Here is a 17,864-nt window from a genome sequence, read left to right as displayed (position 1 = left end):
GGAATTTGGGGATTTTCGCTCTTTGTGCTAAACTGGCCCACCGTTAGTGATATACACTTTCGGTTGGATAGTTAATTTGGCGAGATTATACGATGATCAAACAAAGGACACTTAAACGTATCGTTCAGGCGACGGGTGTCGGTTTACATACCGGCAAGAAAGTCACACTGACGTTACGCCCTGCGCCGGCCAATACCGGGGTCATCTATCGTCGCACCGACTTGAATCCACCGGTAGATTTTCCGGCCGATGCCAAATCTGTGCGTGATACTATGCTCTGTACTTGCCTGGTGAATGAGCATGACGTGCGGATTTCTACCGTAGAGCACCTGAACGCCGCCCTGGCGGGTCTGGGTATCGACAACATTATGGTTGAAGTCGATGCGCCAGAAATCCCGATTATGGATGGTAGTGCTGCTCCGTTCGTTTATCTGTTGCTGGATGCCGGCATCGAAGAACTGAACTGCGCGAAGAAATTTGTTCGCATCAAAGAGACTGTTCGTGTCCAGGATGGCGACAAGTGGGCTGAATTCAAACCGTACAATGGTTTCTCGTTGGACTTTACCATCGACTTTAACCATCCGGCGATTGATGCCAGCACCCAACGCTATGCGATGAACTTCTCTGCTGATGCGTTTATGCGCCAGATCAGTCGTGCTCGTACGTTTGGTTTCATGCGTGATATCGAATATCTGCAGTCCCGTGGTTTGTGCCTGGGCGGCAGCTTCGATTGTGCCATCGTTGTTGACGATTATCGCGTACTGAACGAAGACGGCCTGCGTTTTGAAGATGAATTCGTTCGTCACAAAATGCTGGATGCTATCGGCGACCTCTTCATGTGTGGTCACAATATCATTGGTGCATTTACCGCGTTTAAATCCGGTCATGCGCTGAACAACAAACTGTTGCAGGCCGTCCTGGCGAAACAGGAAGCCTGGGAATATGTGACCTTCGAAGACGAAGCAGAACTGCCGCTGGCGTTCAAAGCACCCAATACGGTCCTGGCGTAACGCTCAATCCGTTGCGTGAAAAATCGACTGGTTAACCTGGTACTCTCTCCGGCCAGGGAAACCAGTCGTTTTTATTTTTACCTTTCTCAGATCTGTTCCCGTTTTCCTGTCGCCTTTGTCTGGCGCTGAAAATCCGTCCGTTAGCTGCATTCTTGACCGTTTTTCCTCGCTGCAACTCGTCATTCCTGCTGATGTGCATTGGCTTTAGTGGTAATATCTGGGCGCTAAAAGAATAATTGATCCCGGCCTGTATCAGGCTGGCTTATGTGGTGGAGCAGGTGAGCGGAATACTGACGCGCTGGCGACAATTTGGCAGACGTTATTTCTGGCCGCATCTCTTATTAGGGATGGTCGCGGCAAGCCTCGGCTTGCCTGCGCTCAGCAACAGCGCTCAGGCGGACACGCCAACCAAAGCCTCCACCAGTAAACACGATCTCAGCACGCGGGTTAACATTACTAACCTCGCGTGGCTTGAAGCCAATCGCCGGCCTAATTACTCGGTTGATTACTGGCACCAGCACGCCATCCGCACGGTTATTCGTCATCTGTCATTCGCAATGGCACCGCAGACGATGCCGGTGGCGGAACAGACGCTGCCTGCTCAGGTACAGCACCTTGCTCTGCTGGACACGCTCAATGCCCTGCTGACGCAGGATAGCCAGCCGCCGGTTGCTGTACGCCAGAAGACGCACGTCGCGTTCGTTTCTCCCGCCACATTCTCTGTTTCCTCATGGATCAGCCATGCCCACGGTATTCGCGCCGGGCCTCAGCGCCTCAGCTAAATTAACCCTTTTTCAATACCTTAATTTATCTGCCCGCACTGGGGCGTTTGAGAATTTATTATGCTAATCAAATTATTAACCAAAGTTTTTGGTAGTCGTAACGATCGTACCCTGCGCCGTATGCGCAAAGCTGTCTCCGTTATCAACGGCATGGAACCGGCGATGGAGAAGCTGTCTGATGATGAGCTGAAAGCCAAGACCGCGGAATTCCGCGCCCGTCTGGAGAAAGGTGAAACTTTAGAAAGCCTGATCCCGGAAGCTTTCGCCGTTGTGCGTGAAGCCAGTAAGCGTGTATTCGGCATGCGCCACTTCGACGTTCAGCTGCTGGGCGGCATGGTGCTCAACGAACGCTGCATCGCGGAAATGCGTACCGGTGAAGGTAAAACCCTGACCGCAACGCTGCCGGCTTACCTGAACGCGCTGACCGGTAAAGGCGTACACGTGGTTACCGTCAACGACTATCTGGCACAGCGTGACGCCGAAAACAACCGCCCGCTGTTCGAGTTCCTGGGCTTGACCGTGGGCATCAACATGTCCGGTCTGCCTGCTCCGGCCAAGCGTGAAGCCTATAACGCGGACATCACCTACGGTACCAACAACGAATACGGTTTCGACTACCTGCGTGACAACATGGCGTTCAGCCCGGAAGAGCGCGTTCAGCGTAAACTGCACTATGCGCTGGTGGATGAGGTGGACTCCATCCTGATCGATGAGGCGCGTACCCCGCTGATCATCTCCGGCCCGGCCGAAGACAGCTCCGAGATGTACCGCAAAGTCGATAAAATCATTCCGCACCTCCTGCGTCAGGAAAAAGAAGACTCCGACACCTTCCAGGGTGAAGGTCACTTCTCCGTGGATGAAAAAGCACGTCAGGTCAACCTGACCGAGCGCGGTCTGGTTCAGATTGAAGAATTGCTGGTTGAACAGGGCATTATGGAAGAGGGTGAGTCACTGTACTCTCCGACCAACATCATGCTGATGCACCATGTGACGGCGGCGCTGCGCGCCCACGCGCTGTTCACCCGCGACGTTGACTACATCGTGAAAGACGGTGAAGTGATCATCGTTGACGAACACACCGGCCGTACCATGCAGGGCCGTCGCTGGTCCGATGGTCTGCACCAGGCCGTTGAAGCCAAAGAAGGTGTTGAGATCCAGAACGAAAACCAGACGCTGGCCTCCATCACCTTCCAGAACTACTTCCGTCTGTATGAGAAGCTGGCCGGGATGACCGGTACTGCGGATACCGAAGCGTTTGAATTCAGCTCCATCTACAAGCTGGATACCGTGGTGGTACCGACGAACCGTCCAATGATCCGTAAGGACATGCCGGATCTGGTCTACATGACCGAAGCAGAAAAAATTCAGGCGATCATCGAAGATATTCGCGATCGTACCGCAGCAGGCCAGCCGGTGCTGGTGGGGACCATCTCCATCGAGAAATCCGAAGTGGTTTCAAACGAGCTGACCAAAGCGGGTATTAAACACAACGTTCTGAACGCCAAGTTCCACGCAAAAGAAGCGGATATCGTTGCGCAGGCGGGTTATCCGGGAGCCGTTACCATCGCCACCAACATGGCGGGTCGTGGTACCGACATCATGCTCGGCGGTAGCTGGCAGGCAGAAGTCGCTGAACTGGAAAACCCAACGCCAGAGCAGATCGCGCAGATCAAAGCCGACTGGCAGGTGCGTCACGATGCCGTTCTGGCTTCAGGCGGCTTGCATATCATCGGTACCGAACGTCATGAATCTCGTCGTATCGATAACCAGCTGCGTGGCCGTGCGGGTCGTCAGGGTGATGCTGGTTCTTCCCGTTTCTACCTGTCTATGGAAGATGCGCTGATGCGTATTTTCGCCTCTGACCGCGTGTCCGGCATGATGCGTAAACTGGGTATGAAACCAGGCGAAGCGATCGAGCACCCATGGGTAACCAAAGCGATTGCGAACGCCCAGCGTAAAGTGGAAAGCCGTAACTTCGATATTCGTAAGCAGCTGCTGGAATATGATGACGTGGCCAACGACCAGCGCCGTGCGATCTACACCCAGCGTAACGAACTGCTGGACGTGTCCGACGTAAGCGAAACCATTAACAGCATCCGTGAAGATGTCTTCAAGGCAACCATCGACGGCCATATTCCACCGCAATCTCTGGAAGAGATGTGGGATATCGAAGGCCTGCAGGAACGTCTGAAAAACGACTTCGACCTCGATCTGCCAATCAAAGAGTGGCTGGACAAAGAGCCTGAGCTGCACGAAGAGACGCTGCGTGAGCGTATCTTTGAGCACGCGCTGGAAGTGTATAAGCGCAAAGAAGAGGTGGTCGGCGCAGAGATGATGCGTCACTTCGAGAAAGGCGTGATGCTGCAAACGCTCGACTCCCTGTGGAAAGAGCACCTGGCGGCGATGGACTACCTGCGTCAGGGTATTCACCTGCGTGGCTATGCACAGAAAGATCCGAAGCAGGAGTACAAGCGTGAATCCTTCTCCATGTTTGCCGCCATGCTGGAGTCGCTGAAGTATGAAGTGATCAGCACCCTGAGCAAAGTTCAGGTACGTATGCCTGAAGAAGTGGAAGCGATGGAAGAGCAGCGTCGCGAAGAGGCCGAGCGTCTGGCCCAGATGCAGCAACTGAGCCACCAGACTGACGAGAGTGAAGCGGCGGAAGCGATTGCCGCGCAGACAGGCGATCGCAAAGTGGGCCGCAACGACCCATGCCCATGTGGTTCAGGCAAAAAATACAAGGCGTGCCACGGCCGCCTGAGCTAAGACGTTTACACACTGAAAAGGCGCAGATTACTGCGCCTTTTTTATGGAAGCGACATGATGAAAACTTTGCAAATCGCCGTCGGGATTATCCGTAACCCGCAACATCAGATCTTCATTACCCAGCGTGCCGCCGACGCCCATATGGCGAATAAGTGGGAGTTTCCTGGCGGGAAAATAGAGTCAGGCGAAACGCCGGAACAGGCGCTGGTGCGCGAGCTTCAGGAAGAGGTGGGTATCACCCCGCTGGGCGCTACGCTGTTTGATAAGCTGGAGTATCAGTTTCCGGATCGCCACGTTACGCTGTGGTTCTGGCTGGTGGAAAACTGGGAAGGCGAGCCCTGGGGCAAAGAGGGGCAACCGGGTAACTGGGTTGCGCTTCAGGCGAGTGATGCGGAAAAATTCCCACCCGCCAATGCGCCCGTGATCACCCGGTTAGTAGAGGGCGGTTAACTTACCGCTGCTCTTCGCTCCAGTCGTCGCTGTCAGAAAGATCGCCTTCACTCGGGATGCGTTTCTCTTCCGCGGCCCATTCGCCAAGGTCTATCAGCTGGCAGCGCTTGCAGCAGAACGGGCGAAACGGGCTGATTTCGCCCCAGACAACGGTTTTCCCACAGGTGGGGCAGATTACGGTAGTAATGTCAGTCACGGGCACTCCTTAACAACAGGCCAGTTCAAAATCAAGGCGCTCCGGTACGGTGCCATTTTCGCTGTCGAGCGGCATAAAGCGGATCGCAAAACGGCTTTTATGGCCGGAAATTTGCGGATAGAGCTGCTCGCCAAGAGAGAGATTGAGGCGCAGCAGATCCGCGTCGTCGCCGTTATCCTGATAGAACCCGTTGAGGCTGGTCTGCTTGCGGAAAGGGGCCGAGTTGCGGATAAGATCAAGCACCAGCGTCAGGGCCTGATTCATTGGGTCCAGGCTTGCCAGCCAGCTGTGCACCTGTGCGTCACGTTGCGCCTGCGGCATGTGCAGCCACATGTGAAGCGTCGGCAGGTCAAAGCTGCAGCAGCCGCCCGGAATACTCAGACGCTGGCGGACCAGGGCGATGAGGCGGTCTTCACGTAAAAATTGCCCGACGCGCGGTGCGCCCATCAGGATCGTGCTGCTGTTTTTCAACTGCTGACGAAGCGAATCGATGCGGCTCTGGTCAACGCTAGGCACCTCTGCCCACGCCTGTAATTTACGCTGCTGGCGCTCCAGCTCTTTCAGCAATTCCGTGCGAACATCACCGCGTTCAATCACATCCAGCAAGTCGCCAATATTGCGGAAGAAGTGCAGTGCCGCGGCATGGTCGCTAATAGAGGGGTGATGTGAAAGCTGTTGGAGCAAAAACTCAATACGCAGCCAGGTGCGCATTTTTTCATTAAGTGGATGCTCAAAAAGGATATGGGTCGACATCATGGTTTTTCCTGTGCAACGGCCTGCGCGGCGAACGACAGATACTTCTCATGCAGGCGGGCAACATCCGATGCGATGGCATCTGGTGCGCCGTTATTATCAATAACATCATCCGCTACGGCAAGGCGCGCATCGCGCGTGGCCTGAGCGGCAAGAATTTGTTCAGCATGCTCGCGCGAAACATTGTCGCGGGCCATGGTGCGCTGGATCTGCGTCTCGGGAGACACGTCGATCACCAGAACTCTGTCGGCTTTTCTCTGCAGCTGGTTTTCGACCAACAGCGGGACAACCCACAGAACATAGGGCGAGCGTGCTTCAGCGATCTGACGCTGGGTTTCCTGGTGGATAATGGGGTGGAGCAGGGCATTAAGCCAGACTTTTTCTGAAGAATCAGAAAAAATGTATTCGCGAAGCTGCCGACGGTTAAGCGTGCCATCCGCATTGAGGATGCGGCTGCCGAAATGCGTTTCGATGGCTTTTAGCGCTGGTGTATTCGGCTCTACCACCTGACGGGCAATAATATCGGCATCGATTATCGTGATGCCCAGACGAGAAAACGCGTTCGCAACGGTACTTTTACCACTACCGATGCCGCCGGTTAATGCGACGATGTACCCCATTAAATCAAATCCTGGGAATTATTCATTTTTAAAATCAGTTGCTTGAAATTCAAACATGCTGCACGCGATGTTTCGCTCCCTTTACCCGCCTTTTCTCAGGTAAATTTATAGGATTGTAGCGTAAAAAAAGAGATTTTCGCAGTCTTGCGGAGCAGGTATTAGTGCGTATGATAACGTCACTGGAGTTGTGCTTTTAACATTTTTGCCTCTAACCCCAGGAATCCGCACATGCGTATCGAAGAAGATCTGAAGTTAGGTTTCAAAGACGTTCTTATCCGCCCTAAACGCTCTACGCTGAAAAGTCGCTCAGACGTTGAACTCGATCGTCAATTCACCTTTAAACACTCCGGTCAGACCTGGTCTGGCGTGCCTATTATCGCGGCCAATATGGACACGGTGGGTACCTTTGCCATGGCAACAGCGCTGGCCAAATTTGACGTGCTGACCGCCGTGCATAAGCACTATAGCCCGGAAGAGTGGAACGAATTTGTCGCTGCTGCCTCTGATGAAGTGATTAAGCATGTGATGGTCTCTACCGGCACGTCCGATGCTGATTTCGAGAAAACCAAACAGATCCTGAACGCCAACCCGGCGCTGAATTTTGTTTGTATTGATGTTGCGAATGGTTATTCAGAACACTTCGTTCAGTTCGTCAGCAAAGCGCGTGAAGCCTGGCCGACAAAAACCATCATCGCGGGCAACGTGGTGACCGGCGAAATGTGTGAAGAGCTGATCCTCTCCGGCGCGGATATCGTGAAAGTGGGCATTGGCCCGGGTTCTGTCTGCACCACGCGTGTGAAAACCGGCGTCGGTTATCCGCAGCTGTCTGCGGTGATTGAGTGTGCGGATGCGGCACATGGCCTTGGCGGGCAGATCATCAGCGACGGTGGCTGCACCATGCCGGGCGATGTGGCTAAAGCTTTCGGCGGCGGCGCTGATTTCGTGATGCTTGGCGGTATGCTGGCAGGCCATGAAGAGAGCGGCGGTACCGTGGTGGAAGAAAACGGTGAGAAATTTATGCTGTTCTACGGCATGAGCTCTGAATCCGCGATGACGCGTCATGTCGGCGGCGTGGCAAAATACCGCGCGGCAGAAGGCAAAACCGTTAAGCTGCCACTGCGCGGCCCGGTAGAAAACACGGCGCGCGATATCCTCGGCGGCCTGCGTTCTGCCTGCACCTACGTGGGTGCCTCCCGCCTGAAAGAGCTGACGAAACGCACGACGTTTATTCGCGTTCAGGAACAGGAAAACCGCGTATTCAACAGCCTGTAATGGCTTTCGCTGGCGCATCCTTGCGCCAGCGCTATCCCGCGCTCATCGCATCGCCCAGATGAAAAATCGGCAGGTACATCGCCACCACCAGCGTCCCGATAATCACCCCCGTCACGATCAGCAGTAAAGGCTCAAGAAGCGCCGCCAGGTTGTCCCCCTGCTGGAGCGTCTGCTCCGTATGATGACGTGCCAGGTTTGCCAGCATCGCGTCGAGCGCACCCGAGATTTCGCCGGTGCGAACCAGCTGTATGCACAGGGGCGTAAACACACCTGACTTCTGAAATGCAGACCAGACAGGCGACCCCTGCGCGACATCTTCACGGATCCCCGTCAGTAGCTCTTGCCAGAACAGGCTTTCAACGGTCTCCGCCGCGCTTTCCATGCCGTGTAAAAAGGCGATGCCTGCCTGCTGGGTCAGCGTCAGAACGGTAAAGATCTGTCCCAGTTTTTGCCCCCGTGCCAGCGCACCCAGGATCGGTAAACGCAGCAACAGACGCTGGCTGAATTGTTGCCATAGAGGATGCCGCCTGAGGCCATACGCGCCGATAAAAGGGGTAATGAACAGAACGATCAGTACGACCGCATGATGCTGAATGAACGCCGACAAGCGCATTACACTCTGCGTCAGCCAGGGGAGCGGCGTATTGAATGTGCTGTAGATGGCGGCGAACTCCGGCAGGACCAGCGTAACCATCGCCAGTACCACCGCTGCGGCCAGCGTCAGGATGATGATGGGGTAGCGCAGCGCCTTCATCACCTTTGCGCGCAGAAGTTGCTGAGACTTCTGCTGCTGTGCAAGCTGGCGGCAGCAGGTCTCCAGCTTACCCGTGAGCTCGCCCGTTTTGACCATCGCGACATACAGCGGAGGAAACACCTCGGGCCACTGTTTTAGGGCCTCAGAGAAGGCACACCCTTCGCTGAGGTCATCGGCAATGGCCTGCAGTAACGCCCGCCATTGCGGCAAAGGGTGCTGCTGTGCCAGCATCGCCAGGCTGTGCGACAGGGTCAGACCCGCCTGTAGCAGCGTGGCGAGCTGCTGGAAAATAGCGTAGCAGTGATCGATCTGCCAACGCTGGCGTAACCTGCGGCGCTTGAGCGCCAGCGGATGCAGGTTTTTATGCATTAATGTGGCAAACGCCGCCTCGCGGTTTTGCGCCCACAGCGTTCCTTGCTGCAGTTCACCGTCGTGTGACAGCGCCCGCCATTGCCACAGCTGATTAGCAGTCATCAGGCATTCCCAGCACGCGCAGAAGCTCTTCGACGGTCGTGAGCCCTTGCTCCACGGCCAGGCAGCCGTGTTCAAACAGCGACAGCATACCCGCCTGACGGGCGCTCTCATTTATGATGTCACTCGTTGCGCCGCTGGCGATTGCCTGACGCAACGCATTGTCGATCGCCAGTACTTCAAAAATAGCCACGCGGCCATAAAAACCGTGATAGCAGCGGTCGCAGCCTGAGGGCAGCCAGCGCGGCAGTGGCCGGGGCCACACTGAGCGGGGTAATTCCGTTTTGCTGCTCGCCTCTTTCCGGCAGTGTGGGCACAGGCGGCGAACCAGCCGTTGAGCCACAACCAGCGAGAGGGCAGAGGAGATCGTCCAGCGCGCAACGCCGATTTGCTGCAGGCGGACAAGCGTTTCTGCCGTTGAGTTGGTGTGGAGCGTGGACAGAACCAGGTGTCCGGTTTGGGCGGCATTGATGGCAATTTCCGCCGTTTCGCCATCGCGGATCTCCCCCACCATGATGATGTCCGGATCCTGACGCAGCAGCGCCCGCAGCACGCTCTGAAAGGTTAAGCCCGCACGTGGGTTGATTTGCGTCTGGTTTAATCCGGCGAGCGGAATTTCAATGGGGTCCTCCACGCTGCAAATATTCACCTCAGGCGCGTTACGTGCCTGCAGCGCGCTGTAGAGCGTGACGGTTTTGCCGCTGCCGGTAGGTCCGGTGACCAAAATCAGCCCCTGAGGTTTGTGCAGGGCGTCGGTGAAGCGCGCGAGCTGATTCGCACTCATCCCAAGTTGACCCACGTCCAGCGTCTGCTGGACCTGATGCAGCAGGCGCAGGACGATCTTTTCTCCGCCGCTGCACGGAAGGGTGGCGATACGAAAAGAGACGGGCTTCTCTGCCAGCTCGACCGTAAATTGCCCGTCCTGCGGCAGACGGCGTTCGGCGATATCCAAATCTCCAAGGACCTTTAGCCGGGCGATGAGCGTGTTCGCCAGCGCGGGCGCAAGCGGCGGCAGTGGACAGAGCACGCCATCGATACGTAAACGGATCTGGCAGGCGTGTTCTGACGGTTCGATATGAATATCCGAGGCGCGCTGGCTTAGCGCCTCGCGCAGCGTATTATTCAGGGCATCCACCGCAGTACGAGCGGCGGGAATCGCTGGCAGCGGAGAAGGCGAGGCGAACTGTCGCTGCTTTTCCATGCGCTCGGCGGTCCAGCATTCAATATCGATGCGCTTTTGCGTCGCGAAGCGTAACGCCTCCATCAGTTCCGTCCCGGGATTGCCAACCACCGCAATGCCAATCATATCGTCGTCGCTGGTCAACAGCATGGCATGGTGGCGCTGACAGAGCGCCGTGAGTTGTTCGGTATTCATCCTCGGCTCCTGTCAGTGATCATCGAAGCGGAAGACGTCTTCGCAGGCCTGCTTCAGGGCGCTGTCGTCAGCGATATTGCAGTCGCGCTTCCAGCCCGTCATGCCGTTGCCCTCGTTCCACTGCGGCGTCATCACCACTTCAAGCCCGTTCAGACTCTCCTGGCCGGTTAACGTCACAATGCCTGACGCGACGCTCATGGCAGAGACATAGCGCGTCGTGGTGGCGGAAGGAATGCCGTTGCTGCCCGCGTCGCAGCGCTCCACACCCCCGTGATCCAGCGCGCACAGCTCAATGGCGGTGCGGTAGGGAACGAAGGTTTGCAGCATATCGGTGAGCGCGGCTTTTCGCAGGTAGTTCTGGTAGGCGGGTACACCAATGGCGCTCAGGATGGCAATAATGCCAATGACCACCATCAGCTCAATGAGCGTAAATCCGTGTTGTCTGTTCATATCTGCTCCTCAGATTAGGTAGCGCTACTTTGTCAGCAGGCGAGAAGACAGACGAGGGGCAAAAAAAGGAACGGGAAGAGACTTTCAGGGATTTAATGCGTTGTTGCACACCAGGGCATTATCTTTGCGAGCGGGGTTCTATTTTCCCCTCTCCGGGTGGAGAGGGGAGGACGTATTATTTGAAGCGCATCGAGAGATCGAGGGCACGTACGTGTTTGGTCAGCGCACCCACGGAGATGTAATCCACGCCGGTTTCGGCGAACTCGCGGATGGTATCGAAGGTTACGTTGCCAGAGACCTCAAGCCGCGCCTGTCCGTTAGTGAGTTTTACCGCCTCGCGCATTTGCTCCGTCTCGAAGTTATCGAGCATGATGATATCCGCGCCCGCCTTAATGGCCTGCTCCAGCTCTTCAAGGGTTTCGACTTCCACCTCGACCGGCACATCCGGGTGCAGCCAGAAGGCTTTCTCCACGGCCTGGCGTACCGAGCCAGAGGCAATAATGTGGTTCTCTTTGATCAGGAAGGCGTCGGATAAGCCCAGACGGTGGTTCGTGCCGCCGCCGCAGAGCACGGCGTATTTCAGGGCGGTGCGCAGGCCCGGCAAGGTTTTGCGCGTGTCCAGCAGCTGCGTACGCGTGCCGGCCAGCAGGTCAACGTAGCGGCGAACTTCACTGGCGACGCCGGAAAGCGTCTGGACAAAGTTAAGCGCGGTGCGCTCACCGGTCAGCAGCAGACGGGAGGGGCCATCAAGCTCGAACAGCGGTTGATTGGGGATGAGGGTATCGCCATCTTCAACATGCCAGGTAACCTTCACCTCGTCGCCCGCAAGCTGGGTAAAGACCTCTTCAACCCAGCGTTTACCGCAGAACACGCCCTCTTCACGGGTGATGATCACCGCGTGCGAGTGTGTCTCTTTCGGCAATAATTGTGCGGTAATATCGTTATCGGCATTCACGTCGCCGCCCAGGTCCTCTTTTAAAGCCTGGGCAACGCTTGCCGGAATATCTCTGTTAATACGTTCCAGAAGCGCGTCACGTCGATGGTCGGGGTTATAGCGGCGAGGCGGCATGATAAAACTCCAAATTGGTAACGAATCATAATATTGAAACATGCTACTCTGAACCGAGAAACTGCACCACACATAAGGAGTTCCAGCATGCTGTTAGAAAACGGACAGCAGCAGAACGCCGACCAGCGCGGGGGCAAGACCAAAAATATCCGTATAGAAATAGTTAACAAACAGCATGATAGCGCCGAAGATGATGTTACATCCTGCGTCGCCCATCCCATAGCCGATCTTCTCTTTTACTGACAGTTTATTGTTATCCATCGACAGCTCTCCGGGTTGCGGTATGGAGAGAATTAAACGCCGACAAGGCGATATATGCGTTGCAACATAGAGGCGGTGATATGGATAAAATGGCTGTGGATGTGAATCTGTGAGGAAGGTAACAATCCTCTGCGCCCGTTAGAGGCAGGCGCAGAGGAGGCGGATCAGTGCGCTTTTACCGTTTTGGCATTTTTCTGCTTAACCATATAGCCCACGCCGAGGATCGCAATCCAGACCGGGATCAGGTACACGGAAATCGCCATGCCTGGGGTAATCAGCATGATGACCAGTACGGCCGCCATGAACAGCAGGCAAACCCAGTTACCCAGCGGATAGAGCAGGGCAGGGAAGCGTGTGGTGACGCCCTGCTGCTGCTTGGCGCGGCGGAACTTGATGTGCGCCAGGCTGATCATTGCCCAGTTGATGACCAGGGCAGAAACCACCAGCGCCATCAGCAGGCCAAAGGCCGATTCCGGTGCCAGGTAGTTGATCAGCACGCACAGCGCAGTGACCACGGCTGAAACAATAATGGTGTTCACCGGTACGCCACGCTTGTCGACGTTGAGCAGCGCTTTCGGGGCGTTGCCCTGCTGTGCCAGGCCAAACAGCATACGGCTGTTGCAGTAAACGCAGCTGTTATACACGGACAGCGCGGCGGTCAGTACCACGACGTTCAGCGCGTTCGCCACAAAGGTATCGCCCAGCTCGTGGAAGATCAGAACGAACGGGCTGGTATCCGCCGTGACGCGCGTCCAGGGCAGCAGGGAAAGCAGCACGGCCAGCGAGCCTACGTAGAAGATCAGAATACGGTAGATAACCTGGTTGGTCGCTTTCGGAATGCTCTGCTCCGGGTTATCGGCTTCTGCGGCAGTGATGCCCACCAGCTCCAGGCCGCCGAAGGAGAACATAATGATCGCCATCATCATCACCAGGCCGGTCATGCCGTGCGGCAGGAACCCGCCCTGCTCCCAGAGGTTACGCACCGTCGCCTGCGGGCCGCCGTTGCCGCTGAACAGCAGCCAGCCGCCGAAGATAATCATCGCCACAACAGCAATGACTTTGATGATTGCAAACCAGAACTCCATCTCACCGAACACTTTCACGTTGGTCAGGTTAATGGCGTTAATGATGACGAAGAACGCGGCGGCGGAAGCCCAGGTGGGGATCTCCGGGTACCAGAACTGAATGTACTTGCCGACGGCGGTCAGTTCGGCCATGGCAACCAGAACGTACAGCACCCAGTAGTTCCAGCCGGAGGCGAAGCCCGCAAAGCTCCCCCAGTATTTATAAGCAAAGTGGCTGAACGAGCCTGCAACCGGCTCTTCAACGACCATTTCACCGAGCTGGCGCATAATCAGGAAGGCAATGAACCCTGCGATGGCGTAACCCAAAATAATGCCTGGTCCGGCTGACTGGATAACCGATGCGCTTCCCAGAAACAGGCCGGTACCAATGGCACCACCCAATGCGATGAGCTGTATATGGCGGTTTTTGAGGCCGCGCTTGAGCTGATCGCCATGCTGTTGAGCTTCCATTTGAAACCTCGTGTGTGGTTGTTATGTTCACGCTGTGCGTGTGTAATTATGAAAGTCCATATTCTGTATTTATTTCTTTACGGCTAACGATGCCGAAAAAATCGGAGATGACTTCCGTAAGCGCAAGAATAGTGGTAAGCGCCCGCGAATGCACCTGCTTTATGAAGGGACGATGACGACTTGAATAAAAAGAAAGCATTTGTAAATCTGCGCGCTAACCCTTCGTCTCCCAACCTATAGAATAGAAATGCTCCATAAGGGGGCGAATTTTCATGATTTGCCTTGTTGAATCGCTTCAGATTGTAAAAACCCTCGTTTCATTAAGGTTAAAACTGCCTCTTTGTGGGTAATCAACTCATTTGTGCAAAGTTACATTTCTGAAACGTTATTTCTGTAAGGTTGTTAAAAAGTGCAGGCTTTACTGATTTCAATCAAAACCAATATGGACAGAAGGTGAATACTTTGTTACTTTAGCGATACGAACATGAAATTGGTAAGACCAATTGACTCCGGGCAAAAAGGCGTAAGACAGGGAATATGGCCTACAGCAAAATTCGCCAACCAAAATTATCCGATGTGATTGAGCAACAGCTGGAGTTTTTGATCCTCGAAGGGACACTGCGCCCGGGTGAAAAACTTCCGCCAGAACGCGAGCTGGCAAAACAGTTCGACGTTTCCCGTCCCTCTCTGCGTGAGGCGATTCAACGTCTCGAAGCAAAGGGCTTGCTCCTTCGTCGTCAGGGCGGCGGAACCTTTGTGCAAAACAGCCTGTGGCAGAGCTTCAGCGACCCGCTGGTAGAACTTCTCTCTGACCACCCAGAATCCCAGTTTGATCTGCTTGAGACCCGTCACGCGCTGGAAGGCATCGCGGCCTATTACGCCGCGCTTCGCAGCACTGATGAAGATCGCGTGCGTATCCGCGAACTGCATCAGGCCATTGAACGGGCACAGCAGTCCGGCGATTTAGACGCCGAGTCCAGCGCCGTAGTCCAGTATCAAATTGCCGTCACCGAAGCAGCACATAACGTGGTGCTCCTCCATCTGCTACGCTGCATGGAGCCGATGCTGGCCCAGAACGTTCGTCAGAATTTTGAATTGTTGTATGCCCGTCGGGAAATGCTCCCACTGGTAAGCAACCATCGCACCCGAGTATTCGAGGCGATAATGGCCGGGGAACCGGAGCAGGCGCGCGAAGCGTCGCACCGTCACCTGGCTTTCATTGAGGAAATCTTGCTGGACCGCAGCCGTGAGCAATCACGTCGTGAACGCTCACTTCGCCGCATACAGCAACGAAAGGATTAAGCGCCGACATTTTAGAGCGCGGCAACTAAACGCAGAACCTGTCTTATTGTGTTTTCTGACGAAAATACAATGGGACAGGTTCCAGACAAATCAACGTATTAGATAGATAAGGAATACCCCCATGTCAGAACGTCTCCAAAATGACGTGGATCCGATCGAAACTCGCGACTGGCTACAGGCGATCGAATCGGTCATCCGTGAAGAAGGTGTTGAGCGCGCTCAGTATCTGATTGATCAGCTGCTTTCAGAAGCCCGCAAAGGCGGTGTGAAGGTTGCTGCAGGTGCAGGGGCTAACAACTACGTAAACACGATTGCCGTCGAAGACGAACCGGAATACCCGGGCAATCTGGATCTGGAACGTCGTATTCGTTCTGCTATCCGCTGGAACGCCATCATGACCGTTCTGCGCGCGTCCAAAAAAGACCTGGAACTGGGTGGCCACATGGCGTCCTTCCAGTCTTCTGCAACCGTTTATGAAGTGTGCTTCAACCACTTCTTCCGTGCGGCCAACGAGAAAGACGGCGGCGATCTGGTGTACTTCCAGGGCCACATCTCTCCGGGCATCTACGCGCGTGCGTTCCTGGAAGGTCGTCTGACTGAAGAGCAGATGAACAACTTCCGTCAGGAAGTTCACGGTAAAGGTCTGTCTTCTTATCCGCACCCTAAACTGATGCCAGAATTCTGGCAGTTCCCGACCGTATCTATGGGTCTGGGTCCAATCGGTGCGATTTATCAGGCTAAATTCCTGAAATATCTGGAACACCGTGGTCTGAAAGACACCTCTGAGCAAACCGTTTACGCCTTCCTGGGTGACGGCGAAATGGATGAGCCAGAATCTAAGGGTGCGATCACCATCGCGACCCGTGAGAAGCTGGACAACCTGTGCTTCATCATCAACTGTAACCTGCAGCGTCTGGATGGTCCGGTAACCGGCAACGGCAAGATCATCAACGAACTGGAAGGCATCTTCGCGGGTGCTGGCTGGAACGTGATTAAAGTGATGTGGGGCGGTCGTTGGGATGAGCTGCTGCGTAAAGACACCAGCGGTAAACTGATCCAGCTGATGAACGAAACCGTTGACGGCGACTACCAGACCTTCAAATCCAAAGACGGTGCCTACGTGCGTGAGCACTTCTTCGGTAAATACCCTGAAACCGCCGCACTGGTTGCAGACTGGACTGATGAGCAGATCTGGGCGCTGAACCGTGGTGGTCACGATCCGAAGAAAGTCTACGCGGCACTGAAAAAAGCGCAGGAAACCAAAGGTAAAGCGACTGTAATCCTGGCCCACACCATCAAAGGTTACGGCATGGGTGATACCGCAGAAGGTAAAAACATCGCTCACCAGGTGAAGAAAATGAACATGGACGGCGTGCGTTATATCCGCGACCGTTTCAACGTTCCAGTGACCGATGAGCAGGTAGAAAACCTGTCTTACATCACCTTCCCGGAAGGCTCTGAAGAGCACAAATACCTGCACGAACGTCGTCAGGCGCTGAAAGGCTACCTGCCTGCTCGTCAGCCTAAGTTCACCGAGAAACTGGAACTGCCAGCGCTGGAAGACTTCTCTCAGCTGCTGGAAGAGCAGAACAAAGAGATCTCCACCACTATCGCTTTCGTGCGTGCCCTGAACGTGATGCTGAAGAACAAGTCGATCAAAGATCGTCTGGTTCCAATCATCGCCGACGAAGCGCGTACTTTCGGTATGGAAGGTCTGTTCCGTCAGATCGGTATCTACAGCCCGAACGGCCAGCAGTACACTCCGCAAGACCGTGAGCAGGTTGCATACTACAAAGAAGACGAGAAAGGCCAGATCCTGCAGGAAGGTATCAACGAGCTGGGTGCAGGCGCGTCCTGGCTGGCTGCTGCGACCTCTTACAGCACCAACAACCTGCCGATGATCCCGTTCTACATCTACTACTCCATGTTCGGTTTCCAGCGTATCGGTGACCTGTGCTGGCAGGCGGGCGACCAGCAGGCTCGCGGCTTCCTGATCGGGGGTACTTCTGGTCGTACGACCCTGAACGGTGAAGGTCTGCAGCACGAAGATGGTCACAGCCACATTCAGTCGCTGACTATCCCTAACTGTATCTCTTACGACCCGTCTTACGCGTACGAAGTGGCTGTCATCATGCACGACGGTCTGACCCGTATGTACGGTGAAGCACAAGAGAACATTTACTACTACATCACCACGCTGAACGAAAACTACCACATGCCGGCTATGCCAGCAGGTGCCGAGGAAGGTATCCGTAAAGGTATCTACAAACTCGAAACCCTCGAAGGTAGCAAAGGTAAAGTTCAGCTGCTGGGCTCCGGCTCTATCCTGCGTCACGTCCGTGAAGCAGCACAGATCCTGGCGAACGACTACGGTGTCGGTTCCGATGTGTACTCTGTGACTTCCTTCACTGAACTGGCGCGTGATGGCCAGGATTGTGAGCGCTGGAACATGCTGCACCCAATGGAAACCCCACGCGTTCCGTACATCGCTCAGGTGATGAACGACGCGCCAGCGGTGGCGTCTACTGACTATATGAAACTGTTCGCTGAGCAGGTTCGTACTTACGTTCCAGCGGATGATTATCGCGTTCTGGGTACTGACGGCTTCGGTCGTTCTGACAGCCGCGAAAACCTGCGTCACCACTTCGAAGTTGATGCTTCTTACGTGGTTGTAGCAGCCCTGGGCGAACTGGCTAAACGTGGCGAAATCGATAAGAAAGTGGTTGCGGATGCAATTACCAAATTCAACATCGATGCAGAAAAAGTTAACCCGCGTCTGGCGTAAGAGGTAAAAGAAT

15 protein-coding genes and 1 pseudogene are annotated in these 17,864 nt (G+C 55.0%); 7 read left to right on the top strand and 9 right to left on the bottom strand.

What is annotated here, in order from left to right; genetic code table 11:
* The first annotated feature begins 92 nt into the window (after positions 1–92).
* The 4 genes from lpxC (at position 93) to mutT (ending at position 5,008) form a co-directional block, all read left to right on the top strand.
* On the top strand, positions 93–1,010 hold the full coding sequence (gene lpxC / locus ACWKX3_RS12540) for a UDP-3-O-acyl-N-acetylglucosamine deacetylase (RefSeq protein WP_006173839.1): 918 nt from the start codon (positions 93–95) through the stop codon (positions 1,008–1,010).
* Positions 1,011–1,288: 278 nt separating this feature from the next.
* Entirely contained in the window at positions 1,289–1,792 is a 504-nt protein-coding gene (gene secM, locus ACWKX3_RS12535; protein WP_454541892.1) for a secA translation cis-regulator SecM, read from the top strand.
* Between the two features lie 60 nt (positions 1,793–1,852).
* The gene (secA, locus tag ACWKX3_RS12530; RefSeq protein WP_058609681.1) at positions 1,853–4,558 is read left to right on the top strand and encodes a preprotein translocase subunit SecA; all 2,706 of its coding nucleotides are present in this window, start codon (positions 1,853–1,855) and stop codon (positions 4,556–4,558) included.
* Between the two features lie 57 nt (positions 4,559–4,615).
* On the top strand, positions 4,616–5,008 hold the full coding sequence (mutT, locus tag ACWKX3_RS12525; RefSeq protein WP_042320465.1) for an 8-oxo-dGTP diphosphatase MutT: 393 nt from the start codon (positions 4,616–4,618) through the stop codon (positions 5,006–5,008).
* Position 5,009: 1 nt separating this feature from the next.
* On the opposite strand, the gene yacG is transcribed toward mutT, so the two are convergent.
* From yacG to coaE, 3 genes are read right to left on the bottom strand one after another with little or no spacing between them, the layout of a single operon-like run.
* Positions 5,010–5,204 carry a DNA gyrase inhibitor YacG gene (yacG, locus tag ACWKX3_RS12520; protein ID WP_454541891.1) on the bottom strand — a complete coding sequence of 65 codons (195 nt, stop codon included), beginning with the start codon at positions 5,202–5,204 and terminating at the stop codon, positions 5,010–5,012.
* A gap of 9 nt (positions 5,205–5,213) precedes the next feature.
* Positions 5,214–5,957 (bottom strand): cell division protein ZapD, encoded by a 744-nt coding sequence (zapD, locus tag ACWKX3_RS12515; RefSeq protein WP_454541950.1) that lies wholly within the window; start codon positions 5,955–5,957, stop codon positions 5,214–5,216.
* Positions 5,957–6,577 carry a dephospho-CoA kinase gene (gene coaE, locus ACWKX3_RS12510; protein ID WP_454541890.1) on the bottom strand — a complete coding sequence of 207 codons (621 nt, stop codon included), beginning with the start codon at positions 6,575–6,577 and terminating at the stop codon, positions 5,957–5,959. The genes zapD and coaE overlap by 1 nt, the downstream gene beginning before the upstream one ends.
* 228 nt (positions 6,578–6,805) lie before the next feature.
* Here coaE and ACWKX3_RS12505 point away from each other — a divergent pair, with 228 nt between their 5' ends.
* The gene (locus ACWKX3_RS12505; protein WP_006173824.1) at positions 6,806–7,849 is read left to right on the top strand and encodes a GMP reductase; all 1,044 of its coding nucleotides are present in this window, start codon (positions 6,806–6,808) and stop codon (positions 7,847–7,849) included.
* A gap of 31 nt (positions 7,850–7,880) precedes the next feature.
* Here the strand turns inward: ACWKX3_RS12505 and hofC are convergent, their stop codons facing one another.
* The 6 genes and pseudogenes from hofC to aroP all read right to left on the bottom strand — a co-directional run bounded on the left by hofC (position 7,881) and on the right by aroP (position 13,764).
* The gene (gene hofC / locus ACWKX3_RS12500) at positions 7,881–9,077 is read right to left on the bottom strand and encodes a protein transport protein HofC (protein ID WP_454541889.1); all 1,197 of its coding nucleotides are present in this window, start codon (positions 9,075–9,077) and stop codon (positions 7,881–7,883) included.
* Positions 9,067–10,449, bottom strand: coding sequence for a type II secretion system protein GspE (gene gspE / locus ACWKX3_RS12495; RefSeq protein WP_454541888.1), 1,383 nt, complete (start codon positions 10,447–10,449; stop codon positions 9,067–9,069). The genes hofC and gspE overlap by 11 nt, the downstream gene beginning before the upstream one ends.
* A 12-nt stretch (positions 10,450–10,461) precedes the next feature.
* Positions 10,462–10,899 carry a prepilin peptidase-dependent pilin gene (gene ppdD / locus ACWKX3_RS12490; RefSeq protein WP_058609685.1) on the bottom strand — a complete coding sequence of 146 codons (438 nt, stop codon included), beginning with the start codon at positions 10,897–10,899 and terminating at the stop codon, positions 10,462–10,464.
* A gap of 175 nt (positions 10,900–11,074) precedes the next feature.
* A complete protein-coding gene (nadC, locus tag ACWKX3_RS12485; protein WP_454541887.1) occupies positions 11,075–11,968 on the bottom strand; it encodes a carboxylating nicotinate-nucleotide diphosphorylase in 894 nt (297 codons plus the stop codon).
* A 99-nt stretch (positions 11,969–12,067) separates the two neighbouring features.
* Positions 12,068–12,229 (bottom strand): annotated as a pseudogene (locus ACWKX3_RS12480) (MFS transporter); the annotation flags it as partial.
* A gap of 164 nt (positions 12,230–12,393) precedes the next feature.
* The gene (gene aroP, locus ACWKX3_RS12475; protein ID WP_006173808.1) at positions 12,394–13,764 is read right to left on the bottom strand and encodes an aromatic amino acid transporter AroP; all 1,371 of its coding nucleotides are present in this window, start codon (positions 13,762–13,764) and stop codon (positions 12,394–12,396) included.
* 537 nt (positions 13,765–14,301) lie between these two features.
* Here aroP and pdhR point away from each other — a divergent pair.
* Positions 14,302–15,066 carry a pyruvate dehydrogenase complex transcriptional repressor PdhR gene (pdhR, locus tag ACWKX3_RS12470; protein ID WP_006173806.1) on the top strand — a complete coding sequence of 255 codons (765 nt, stop codon included), beginning with the start codon at positions 14,302–14,304 and terminating at the stop codon, positions 15,064–15,066.
* 121 nt (positions 15,067–15,187) lie between these two features.
* Positions 15,188–17,851, top strand: coding sequence for a pyruvate dehydrogenase (acetyl-transferring), homodimeric type (gene aceE / locus ACWKX3_RS12465; protein WP_058609688.1), 2,664 nt, complete (start codon positions 15,188–15,190; stop codon positions 17,849–17,851).
* Positions 17,852–17,864 lie beyond the last annotated feature (13 nt).

The organism is Enterobacter sp. UPMP2052 (genome assembly GCF_053709675.1).
This window is presented reverse-complemented; position numbering and strand designations above follow the sequence as displayed.